Genomic DNA, 10,980 nt, shown 5'->3' with positions numbered 1-10,980 from the left:
GGTGTCTTGGCGGACGCCCAACACCTACCTCACGGCCGGTGCAGGCGGGGGACCGCCACCTCAACTTCCACGAGACCCGGGACAACCTCGTCCTGCCCGACGGCGAGGTCCTGCCGCTGTGCCGACTGCGCTCTGTCGGCTCGGCTACGGTCTGGGGCTTCGCGATCTACCGGGCCAGCCACGACGACTACGAAGACAACGTCCTGCCCAGCGGCTCACCCACCGGCACCGCCGAAGAGGCGCTCGACTGCGCCTGTGGCCTCTACCTCAACAACCCAACCGCCTGGACGGCGGACCCCCGACGTTCCAACGGCGGGGACCACTAGCGTCGGCACGTCCGGTGGCTACCTTCAGCCCCTGCGATCTCGAGCGCCCGGGTGACGCAGGCGTTGACCTCCTGTAGGGATCGCCCCTTCGTGACACCCGCTGGAATCGGACCCGGGTGCGGGGCCTGGAGCACCTGGACTCCTCGGCCGACCAAGGCCGTAGCCGCGCCGGCGACCGAAGCCTGGGCACGTTTTCCGAGTGCCACGATGACTCTGATGTCTTGCGCGAGGTCGACAAGCTGCAGCAGGTAAGCACGCCCTTGCTCGACCTGGGCCTGCGTGACCGAAGCGTTCCTCTTGCCGTCACCGACATACCAAGGGACGGCATTCCAGTGCAGTCCGAGCCGACGCTCCGACAGCATCGATCCAGACACGGCGCGCCTTCCCTGTCTTGCCCGTCCTGCCGATTTTACCGACGTCGAGCCAGCCCTGGTTTTCGCGGAACCGGCCGACCGCCAGCCTTCCAGCCGCAGGGACCACCACGGATTCGCCGTCAGCATCGGATATGTCTTGAGCTCGTCCCTTTCCACGCCGTCCCGCAGCACGGTCAGAAGGATCACCGCAGTCATCCCCGAGCCCTCCGACCAGATCCGGCACCGCCAGAACAGAGGATCCCGCGGCGGCCGCCCCGTCGACTTCGACGCTGGTGACTACAAGAACCGCAACGTCGTCGAGCGGGCCCTCAACCACTTCAAGAACTGGCGCAGCCTAGCCACCCGTTACGACAAACACGCCCTCGTCTATCGGGGCGGCGCAGTCCTCGCGGCGATCTTGCTCTGGCTGGCCTGACTTCAGAGACGCGCCCTAATCGACGGCGCCCTTAGCACCCGCGATTCTCCCATCGCCCATGGTGAGGGCGGCGCCGTTGCTTCCAGCGAAGGGGCCTCGGGGACGAAGTCAGCCGGTGGACGGCGCCGCGTCGCCCATACGCCTTGTCGCTCGTACTCGACGGGCGGCAGGTGCTTGGCAAGAAGCTGTCCCAGCAGATCGCGATTCGTGGAAAGCCCTGCAGGAGTGCGTCGAGCCAGGGCCGGCCTTCATTCGGGCAACAGTGTGAGCCAGCACTCAGGTCGCTGGGGCCGTGGCTGGCTTCCCCAAGCATCCCGGCCAGATCGCCCGCCGCATCAGCACCGGCAAGCACGAGTGCTGCCTTGAGGCCGGAGAGTCAGGCCGTCCAGAGGCGGCGACACCGGTCGGCCGGCGGCAGTCAATCGCTACCTGTTCACCGCCAGGCGGCTCGCGAGGATTTCCAGATCGCTTGCGAGCGGCGAGTTGGGGTCCCACACGGCCTCGTAGAAGATCTCGACCTCGTGACTGTCCACGCGCAGCGGCCGGTGGTGTGTCGACCGAGGTCAGCTTCGACAGCGGCACCAGGGCTGATCCCAGGCCGAGGTCCGCCCATTCCTCGAGGACCCGGTAGCTGGAGACCTCCCCGGGGTAGGGCCGAACCTTCAGATCGTGAGTCAGCATCAGGTCTTGATCGAACGTGGTGAGGCCGCACGTGTCCGACATCAAGATGAGCTCCTTGTCGTGCATTCCCTCCAGCTGGAGCGGCTCTGTCTCGGTGGTCCGGGACTCGACCACCACCATCGGTTCGGAGGCGAAGATCCGGTGCTCGAACCTGGGCAGGGGCCCGACCGAAGGGATGAGAATGAGGTCGAGGTTGCCGGCCACGAGGGCGTCGCGCAGGTTACCCATGTTGGCTTCGCGAAGCACGAGCTGGCGAGGTCCCGACAGCGCGGACAGGCAGCACACCGCGTCGTAGGTCGCGGCGACGAGCTTGGAGTCGATCAGGGGGGAGACACCCATGCGGATGACTTCGTCGCCCGACGCATTCCAGCGCGCGGCCTCGGCGGTGACCGCGTCGACCGACGCCAACGCCCTGTCGATGAGCGGGAGGATCTGCTCACCGAACCGGGTAGGTATCACGCCTCGCGTGGAGCGCTCGCAGAGCCGGTCGCCGAGTCGCTCCTCCAGCTTGGCGATGCCGTTCGAGAGTGCCGGCTGGGAAACCCCCTGGGCTCGGGCAGCGGCGCATAACGAGCCGATCTCCCCGACCGCACGGGCATAACGAAGACCCTCGGTCGCGGGTCACGCACCGCAGCCCATGCTGCCGAACCAGCACCTGCCCTAGGTGAGCTCGATGAGGGCCATGCGGTCGGGTTGATCGGGTGCACGTCCATGCCGCGACACTGGTCCGGGCCGTCGTGCCGGACGTCAGGGCGGGCGGCCGCTGCCCTTCTTCCGCAACGTCGCCCTGGACGGCAGCCGAGCGATCGCCCTGCAGGAGCGCCTCGAACTTGATGCGTACCCCGATGACGTGCAGCGGGCAGGGACCCCGCCGACGGCGCCACCGAACCCAGTCCGAACCTCATAGCGGATGGTTATGACGGCATTCGAGTTGCTCCACTACTGAGCGATGTCCGTCGCACCTAGCGTTCCAGTTCGTGGCCACGGCGGCAATCGCCCCCGCTCCGAACGAGACGGCCGCAGGAGAGGAACGAGACCACCCATGTCCCATCGTGACCACTACGCGGCCCAGGTCGCCGGGCCCGGACAGAAGCTCCAGGTCCAGCCGACCGACGCCGTTGCTCCGGCAGCAGGGCAGGTCCGGATCGACATCGCTGCGACCGGGATCTGCGGCGCCGACAGCGGCACCGTCCGCGACACCGAGCCGGGTGCGGGATTTCCGATCGTGCCGGGGCACGAGATCGCCGGGACGATCGCCGAGATCGGCGAGCACGTCGAGGGGTGGCGCGTCGGAGACCGGGTCGCGGTCGGCTGGTTCGGGGGCTCCTGCGGTCACTGCACTGCCTGCCGCTCCGGTGACGTCGTGCACTGCCGCACCCGGCAGGTACCCGGACTCTCCTACCCAGGCGGGTGGGCCACCACGGTCACCGTGCCGGCCATCGCCTTGGCCCGCATCCCCGACGACCTGGGCTTCGCCGAGGCCGCACCGTTCGGTTGCGCGGGGGTGACCACCTTCAACGCCGTACGGCTCACCACGGCGCCGGCCGGCGGGCGCGTCGCCGTGCTCGGGATCGGCGGGCTCGGCCACCTGGCCGTCCAGTTCGCCGCCAAGATGGGCTACGAGGTGGTCGCGATCGGCCGCGGCGAGGACAAGCGGGACACCGCCCTCCAGCTCGGGGCGAGCACCTATGTCGACTCCGAGCAGCGCTCCCCAGGCCAGGTCCTGCGTGAGATGGGCGGTGCCCAACTGATCATCTCCACCGCCTCGTCCAGCGCAGTCCTCGAGGACCTCGTCGACGGGCTGGCTCCCCACGGCCAGCTCACCGTCATCGGCTTCGATGCCGCCCCGATGACTGTGGACCTGGGCGAGATCGTGGCTCACGCACGCACGATCACCGGTCACCTCACCGGCAGCCCCGTCGAGACCGAGGCGGCCATGCAGTTCGCGGTCACCAACGGCGTTCGCCCGATCACCGAGGTCAAGCCCTTGACGCAGGCGGCCGAGGCCTTGGCCGACCAGCAGGCAGGCAAGGCTCGGTTCCGGATTGTGCTCACCACCGGTGGCTGACAGCACGCACGCCCCGTCCGAGTTCCTCACCACACGTGCGGCAGTCGACGTCGTTGTCGTGGGCGCCGGCATCAGCGGTCTCGCGACCGCCGACGCACTGACGCGCACGGGCGCCACCGTCACCGTCCTGGAGGCCCGATCGCGCACCGGCGGTCGGCTATTCAGCACGTCAACAGGTTCGGCGGGGCTGGACCTGGGAGCGACGTGGTTCTGGGACGGTGAGCACCGCGTCCTTGCCCTGACCAGGCGACTCAACCTGGCGACGTTCCCCCAGCACCTGGCCGGCGACACGATCGTGGAAGACCTGCGCGGGGTCCAGCGCTACGCCGGCAACGTGATCGACTCACCGGCGCATCGCTACACCGGCGGCGCCAGCACCCTGACCGACGCCCTGGCCGCGGCCCTGCCCGCGGGCGCCGTTCAACTCGACCACCCTGTCGAATGCATCGCCCTCGCCGAAGCGAACGGCACCAGCGGTACTTCCGCCGCGGGTGGGACGCGGCAGCACGGCTTGGAAGTGACCGCATGCGGTCGCACCTGGCGGGCACGCCACGTCGTCCTCGCCCTCCCGCCCGCAGTCGCGGTCGACACCATCCGCCTCCCCGCCCAGCTCCCCGCCGAGGTCACCCGGCTGGCTGCGGCGACACCGGTGTGGATGGGACAGTCCGTCAAGGTCGTCGCCGTCTACGACGAACCGTTCTGGCGGCGTGACGGGCTCGCCGGGGCCGCCGCCAGCCGGCTCGGGCCTCTGCAGGAGATGCACGACATGTCCGGACCCCACGGGCAACCGGCCGCGCTGTTCGGTTTCGCCCCCGCCGCGCTCATCGGCGCGGACGCCGACCGACAGGTCCGCGACCAACTGACCCGCATGTTCGGCCCCCGAGCCGCCGAACCTCGCCAGCTCACCATCCAGAACTGGAGCACCGAGAAGTGGACAAACCCCGCACCCAGCCAACTCGCTGACCCCGGCGCGAGCAGCCCAGCCGCAGCCGACTACAGCCTCTTCGGCCACCCCCACTACCAGCGACCGGACCTGAACGGCCGACTCCACTGGGCCTCGACCGAGACCGCCACCGCCTACGCGGGCCACGTCGAAGGCGCTCTGGAAGCCGCCGAACGAACCGGCGCAGCGATTCAGACGGACCTGGACCTGCACCACCCCCACAAGCACGAGCCTGACACCACGCGGTCGGACCAACCCCGGCCCGACCAGCGAAAGGTGGCCTCATGACCGGCCCGATGAAGACGATCGGCGAGCTCCTGCACGAGTACGACCGTGCTCGCGCCTACACCGAGGCCCTGTGCCGCGACCTGACCCTGAGGTGGTGGTTTGGCGACCCGACGAGAACTCGAGCGCCATCGGTTGGCACCTGGGCCACCAGGCACACGTAGCGCACTTCATGGTCCGCAACCTGACAGCCGCCGAGCCCAGCCCCGACCCCGAGCTCGACGGCCTCATGGACTCCGCCCAGCCGGAGAAGTTCCGCGGTGCCCTCCCGACCATCGAACGACTGACACTTTTCCGCGAGACCGTCGCCGAGCGGGTCCACGCCCGCCGTGGGGACATCGCCGGCGGGCGCGTCAACTCCCCGGACCAGATGACGATCATCGGCGGCCACCTGCTGACCGCCCTGATCAACCACGAGTACCAGCACGACCAGTGGATCGCCGAGGTCCGCTCCCGCGATCTCGGCCACCAGATTCCGGATGTCCCCGGCACCGACGCCGTGTGCCGCATCGACGGCTACCTTGTCCTGAACCCTCTCACCTGACCATCCGGCCCTCTCCCGAGGGCTCGGTACCTCGCACCATGACATCGAAGGAAACACAGACGTGAACGACTTCACCGGCCGCAAGCTTCTCGTCATCGGCGGCACCAGTGGCATGGGCAAGGCCATCGCCGCGCAGGTCCTGCGTGGCGGCGGCAGCGTCCTCATCTCCGGCCGCACCCAGGACAGCGTCGACGCCGCCCTCACCGAGCTGGGTGGGCCGGGCACCGACGGCCGCCTCGCCGGCATCGCGGTCGACCTCGCCGAGGATGCCGCCGTCGAGCAGTTCCGACGCGAACTCACCGGTACCCACCCCGACGTCGACCTGCTCGTCAACGCCGCCGGCGTCTTCGCCCCCAAGCCGTTCCTCGAACACGACCGCAACGACTACGCCCGCTACGAGGCACTCAACCGCGCCTTCTTCTTCGTGACCCAGACCGTCGCCACCAATCTCGTCGACCGGCAGCGTCCCGGAGCGATCGTCAACATCGGATCGATGTGGGCCCACCAGGCCATCGCCGCCACCCCGTCCTCGGCGTACTCCATGGCCAAGGCCGGACTCCACTCCCTCACCCAGCACCTGGCCATGGAGCTCGCGGGCAACCGGATCCGCGTCAACGCCGTCGCCCCAGCGGTCGTGCGCACTCCCATCTACGAGGAGTTCGTGCCGAAGGACCAGATGGACTCCACCCTCGACTCGTTCAACGACTTCCACCCCATCGGTCGCACCGGCACGGCCGAGGACGTCGCTGAGACTGTCGCCTTCCTTCTCTCCGACGCCGCCGCCTGGGTCACCGGCGCCGTCTGGAACGTGGACGGCGGCGTCATGGCCGGCCGCAACTGACCGCCCCTCCCCCAACCACCACCCACGACGCCTCGCAGACGGCCAACAGGGCCGGCCGGGGTGTCGCGAGCACAGGAGCCAGCCGTGACTCACCACCCGTGCTGGCCGCCTTCCGCGCCATCTGGGGCGCATCGGAGGTGCTACTCACAGCCAGCCGACAGCCTCCCGAGAAATGCTGCCGGTGCGTCGCCTCCGCCCGGGACCGTTGTCGCAAGCTCCGCTACAGCGACGTAGCGCCCTCACTGCTCCCGTAGGAACCTCAGCACCGCGATGACCCTCCGGTTCTCGCGCTCGCCGGGGGTGAGGTCGAGCTTGATGAAGATGCTGCTCACGTAGCCCTCGACCGTCTTCGGGCTGACATGCAGCTCCTCGGACAGCGCGGCGTTGGACAGGCCGCTGGCCATCAGGCCGAGCACCTCGCGCTCGCGCTCGGAGAGCCGCGCCAGCGGGTCGTGCCGACGCGGCCGGCCGATGAGGCGCGCGGCGAGCTCGGTGTCGATGACCACGTCGCCCGCCCCGACCCGTCGTACGTCGGTCGCGAACGCGCCGAGGTCGGAGACGCGGTCCTTGAGCAGATAGCCGACCCCGCCGGCGAACTCATTCATCAGGCGCAGCGCATGGTGCACCTCGACGTACTGCGAGAGCAGCATCAGCCCCACCTCCGGCGCGAAGGACCGGATCGCGGACGCGGCCTCGATGCCCTCGTCGGCGAACCCGGGTGGCATCCGCAGGTCGGTGATCACAACGTCGGGTGGGTCCGCTCGCACGCACTCCACCAGCGACGCGCCGTCCCGCACGTGGTCGACGATCGTGAACCCTATCTCGGCCAGGATCCGCGCCATTCCCTCCCGGAAGAGGACGCCGTCGTCGGCGAGGGTCACGCGCACGGGACCACCGTCCTCAGCCTGGTCCCGCCACCGCGTGGGCTGTCCAGCTCGAGGCTCGCGCCGAGCGCGGACAGCCGGTCGGCAAGTCCCTGCAGGCCGCTTCCGTCACCGAGTCGGGCGCCACCCTTGCCGTCATCGCTCACCTCGACCCGGAGGCCGGACTCCACATGCGCGAGCGCGACGGTCACCAGGCTCGCCCCGGCGTGGCGTGTCGCGTTGGTCAGCGCTTCGCTCACCAGGAAGTACGCCGTCGCCTCCACCTCCGCGGGCGGCCGGCAATTGAGGTCGACGTCGAGTCGGACCGGTACTGGGGACCTGTCCGCGAGGGTTCCGAGGGCCTCGGGGAGGCCTGCCTGACTGAGCACCGAGGGGTGCAGGCCGCGGGCCAGCTCGCGCAGCTCGGACGTGGCCTCGAGCAACTGGCTGCGAGCGCCCTTCACACGGCTGGCCAGTTCCGCGTCGCCGGCCGCCTCAGCGTGCTGCGCAAGCATCCCCAACTCGAGGCCCAGGGTCACCAACCGCTGCTGGGCGCCGTCGTGGAGGTCGCGCTCGACCCGCCGCCGCGCAGCGTCCTGGGCGGTCACGATCCGCCGGGCCGCCGACTGCAGCTCCGCCCGCTGAGCCTCGTGCGCGATAACCAGGCCCGTCTGGGCGACCAGGTCGCCCAGCAGTCGCTCCTCGTCGGCCTTGAGCGGTTCTCCCGCCGGCTTCCGGAGCGTGAGGGCGCCGCGGACCGCACCGTGGTGCCGCAGGGGGCGGACGTGCCACCGCGAGCCGCCGAGCCCCGCGAGGGTGGTCGGTCCTAGATCCACGGGCCTGGGCCAATCGGCCGCCGGGATCAGGGGGTCCTCGTCGCCACCCAGACCACGACCTCCTTGGCACCCAGGGCGTTGCGCACGGTCGCGGCGATACTGTCGAGCTGGAGCGCCCTGTACGCGTTCAAGGCCGGTACCGCCTCACTCGGACGCAACCGCACCTAGACGAGCTGTTCGACGCCGGTGGGCGCAGCCGCCAGCTGAGCGACCCTCGCGGCGGTTGCATGGTCCCGCGGACCAGCTGGCTGGTCTGCCGGTCACCAGCCGCGGCGGTTGGCGCGCGCGTAGAACTCCGTCGCAGCGTGTTGGTGACGATCGGCCGCCATCTCGCGCGCCATCTCCCTGCCCGCGATACGCCGACGTCGGCGGGTGCCGTCGGCGTCGGTTGGACTTGTTGAGGACCCACAGCGCCGCCATGCCGGTGCGCGCGGACGGCAGCCGACTGACACAGGATCCGTGGCAGCGCGCGACGCCCAGCAGTCGGTTCGTCCAGTGAACGAGCCCTCAGCAGCAGCTCCGTCCAGCGGAAGGGCTACAGCGCGTCGGCGAGCCGGGCGAGGGCCTCGGTGAAGTCGGGTCGTGGCAGGTGGCCGAATCCCAGGCGGAACACCCGGTCCTCCTCGCCGAACCAGGAGCCGGGGGCGACTCGAGTGTCGTTCGCAGCGAGCCGGGCGTAGAAGCCAGGCACGGCGCCGTCGGGCACTCGGTCGCGAGGAAGTCGGAGGCAGCACAGCGCTCCCCCGTCAGGGCGAACGAACTCCAGGGGCTGATCGCGCACCCACTGCTCCAGCTCGGCAAGTGCACGCTGCAGCAGTGCCGCCCGTGGAGCGAGCACCTCGCTGCGTCGGCGCAGCAGCTGTACGGCGAGGAACTCATCGGGTGCCGAGCAGGCGATCGTGGTGAGGAACTTGGCGTTACGCACCCGCTCGTACAGGTCGGCGTCAGTCGTCGTCAGCCAGCCCAGCCGCAGGCCGGGCGCGCCGTGCGCCTTGGACAACGACCCGCACGTCACCACGCGGGGCGACATGGCGGCCGCCGAAGCCGGCACCGGCGCGTCACCGTAGGTCGACTCACGGTAGGTCTCGTCGACCAGTACGACGGCTTCCGGTGCACGCTCGTCGACGGCGGCGAGCAGGCCGCGGAGCTCCTCCTCGGTCAGCCGAACTCCGGACGGGTTCTGAGGCGAGGCGACCGACACGAGTCGGGTCTGCGGTGTGAGGGCGTCTGCGACCGTGTCGAGAGGGAGCCGGTAACCATCATCGAAACGCAGCGCCACGACGTCGATGCGCGCCCCGAGTCCCGCGGGGATGCTCCGGGCCGGTGGAAAACACGGGCTCGCCAGTACCACGGCGTCGCCGGGCCGGCACCGGTCCTGAGCGAGCAGGAACATCCCCTCGATGGCCCCGACCGTCACCAGCACCTGCCCGGCGTCCACATCGGTTCCGGCACCGATCAGCGCCCGCAACTCTGCGTCGCCGGAGGACCTGCCGTACCCGAGCGGCAGATCCACCAGTGCGTCCGGCTCGACCAGATCTCCGATGCGCAGTGCTGGGCATGTGCTCTCGGCCAGGTCGTAGCGGACGGGGACGTCCACCAGGGTGCTCATTGGGCTCGTTGCGAAGGACGCCATGCACCCATCCTGCTCGGCAGGTGCGCACGACCTGTGCATCGAGCCGGTGCTCACCTATGGAAACGTCCTCGGGGAGGATCTACCTCCGCCCGGGCAGTCAACGGACAGGGAAAGAGTCTTCTCCGATCCGCGCCATTGCCCGGCTGCAACGGAGAACGCCCGGCGGTCGGTCATGTGACTGCCGTGACGGGTTGACGCAGGATGGTCCTCAGCTTGGCGGGTTCGGTCTTGCGGGCATCCGAGAGGTAGATCTCGTGGTGGCGCCCCACCGGTGCGAGTCCGTCGACGGGGAGGAACTCACCATGTAGGCGTTGGAGCGGTGGGCCTTCATCGTCATAGGAGCCGATGTGCAGGATCTGCGCGCTGCGGCCTTCCGTGTAGCGCTCGAAGCGAACGAGACCGAGTGCGGGCAACTGCTTCTTCTTCTGCGCGACGGCCAGTGCGTCATCCACGATCGCGAGAGTGGTCCAGTCGGGTTGGGCGATCATCAGGGTCCAGTCCCACGCGCTCTCGTCGCGGGTGCGGAAGACGTCCAGGTCCTCTGCTGACCACAGTCCTTCGAGGGGCGCCACCGTGTGCACCCTTCCCAGCGTCTTCTTTCCCACGGCTGGGACTGCATAGGAGGCCGCGTAGAGCGCCTCGACTGCCTCGCGACGGGCCACTGAGGTGTTCGGATCGCCGTGCCCGTCGACCATGAGGAACACCATCTCGGGCACGTCGACGATCTCGAAGACGCCCGGCTTCGGGCATAGAGATCTGTGCGTTCCTTCTTGATGTCGTAGGTCTGCAACGAGTCCCCGAGGTTGTCCCGGGTCTCGTGGAAGTTGAGGTGGCGGTCCCCCGCCTGCACCGGCCGTGAGGTAGGTGTTGGGCGTCCGCCAAGACTCCATCCGAACAGGGGACCGCCGTGAGCAAGACCTACCAGAAGACCGAGACCGACACACCGGACGCGCCCGGGGTGGCCGTGCCCGAGCGGGTGAGCGTGGCGATGGCTGAGATCGCCGAATCGATGCAGGAGGGGCTGCTGGCCCTGGCGGTTGGCGCCGGGATGCAGGTGATGAACGCGCTGATGGAGGCCGACGTGTCTGCGTTGGCTGGCCTGAAGGGCAAGCACAACCCCGAGCGGGTCGCGGTCCGCCACGGACACGAGCGGGGGTCGGTGGCCCTGGGG

General features: G+C 69.4%; 10 protein-coding genes and 3 pseudogenes. 7 read left to right on the top strand and 6 right to left on the bottom strand.

Annotated features, from left to right (window positions below):
- Both BLW04_RS23280 and BLW04_RS23270 read left to right on the top strand, forming a co-directional pair.
- Window positions 1-326 (top strand): annotated as a pseudogene (locus tag BLW04_RS23280) (hypothetical protein); the annotation flags it as partial.
- Window positions 327-605: 279 nt separating this feature from the next.
- On the top strand, window positions 606-1,115 hold the full coding sequence (locus tag BLW04_RS23270) for a transposase (RefSeq protein ID WP_091547854.1): 510 nt from the start codon (window positions 606-608) through the stop codon (window positions 1,113-1,115).
- Between the two features lie 276 nt (window positions 1,116-1,391).
- Here the strand turns inward: BLW04_RS23270 and BLW04_RS23265 are convergent, their stop codons facing one another.
- Together BLW04_RS23265 and BLW04_RS29860 are read right to left on the bottom strand one after the other, a co-directional pair.
- Complete coding sequence (locus tag BLW04_RS23265) at window positions 1,392-2,204, bottom strand: LysR substrate-binding domain-containing protein (RefSeq protein WP_217631229.1); 813 nt, start codon at window positions 2,202-2,204, stop codon at window positions 1,392-1,394.
- A 39-nt stretch (window positions 2,205-2,243) separates the two neighbouring features.
- Window positions 2,244-2,390, bottom strand: a pseudogene (locus BLW04_RS29860) (LysR family transcriptional regulator); the annotation flags it as partial.
- 448 nt (window positions 2,391-2,838) lie between these two features.
- Between BLW04_RS29860 and BLW04_RS23260 the strand changes: the two are divergent.
- The 4 genes from BLW04_RS23260 (at window position 2,839) to BLW04_RS23245 (ending at window position 6,477) form a co-directional block, all read left to right on the top strand.
- Window positions 2,839-3,864 (top strand): alcohol dehydrogenase catalytic domain-containing protein, encoded by a 1,026-nt coding sequence (locus BLW04_RS23260; protein WP_091547853.1) that lies wholly within the window; start codon window positions 2,839-2,841, stop codon window positions 3,862-3,864.
- The gene (locus BLW04_RS23255) at window positions 3,857-5,095 is read left to right on the top strand and encodes a flavin monoamine oxidase family protein (RefSeq protein ID WP_091547852.1); all 1,239 of its coding nucleotides are present in this window, start codon (window positions 3,857-3,859) and stop codon (window positions 5,093-5,095) included. The genes BLW04_RS23260 and BLW04_RS23255 overlap by 8 nt, the downstream gene beginning before the upstream one ends.
- 94 nt (window positions 5,096-5,189) lie before the next feature.
- Window positions 5,190-5,636: a DinB family protein gene (locus BLW04_RS23250; RefSeq protein WP_217631228.1), complete on the top strand. Its 447-nt coding sequence runs from the start codon at window positions 5,190-5,192 to the stop codon at window positions 5,634-5,636.
- 112 nt (window positions 5,637-5,748) lie between these two features.
- Window positions 5,749-6,477, top strand: coding sequence for an SDR family NAD(P)-dependent oxidoreductase (locus BLW04_RS23245; protein ID WP_371327817.1), 729 nt, complete (start codon window positions 5,749-5,751; stop codon window positions 6,475-6,477).
- Window positions 6,478-6,716: 239 nt separating this feature from the next.
- Here BLW04_RS23245 and BLW04_RS23240 read toward each other — a convergent pair whose 3' ends face one another.
- The 4 genes from BLW04_RS23240 to BLW04_RS23225 form a co-directional block, all read right to left on the bottom strand.
- Window positions 6,717-7,364: a response regulator gene (locus BLW04_RS23240; protein ID WP_091547850.1), complete on the bottom strand. Its 648-nt coding sequence runs from the start codon at window positions 7,362-7,364 to the stop codon at window positions 6,717-6,719.
- Window positions 7,355-8,176 (bottom strand): sensor histidine kinase, encoded by an 822-nt coding sequence (locus BLW04_RS23235; protein WP_175484242.1) that lies wholly within the window; start codon window positions 8,174-8,176, stop codon window positions 7,355-7,357. Before BLW04_RS23235 ends, BLW04_RS23240 begins: the two co-directional genes overlap by 10 nt.
- 535 nt (window positions 8,177-8,711) lie before the next feature.
- Entirely contained in the window at window positions 8,712-9,785 is a 1,074-nt protein-coding gene (locus BLW04_RS23230; protein ID WP_091547848.1) for a pyridoxal phosphate-dependent aminotransferase, read from the bottom strand.
- Window positions 9,786-9,979: 194 nt separating this feature from the next.
- Window positions 9,980-10,699 carry a GyrI-like domain-containing protein gene (locus tag BLW04_RS23225; protein WP_256375508.1) on the bottom strand — a complete coding sequence of 240 codons (720 nt, stop codon included), beginning with the start codon at window positions 10,697-10,699 and terminating at the stop codon, window positions 9,980-9,982.
- 17 nt (window positions 10,700-10,716) lie between these two features.
- Between BLW04_RS23225 and BLW04_RS23220 the strand changes: the two are divergent.
- Window positions 10,717-10,980: pseudogene (locus tag BLW04_RS23220) on the top strand (IS256 family transposase); the annotation flags it as partial.

It is taken from the genome of Modestobacter sp. DSM 44400, from assembly GCF_900107175.1.
Classification (GTDB): domain Bacteria; phylum Actinomycetota; class Actinomycetes; order Mycobacteriales; family Geodermatophilaceae; genus Modestobacter.
This window is presented reverse-complemented; position numbering and strand designations above follow the sequence as displayed.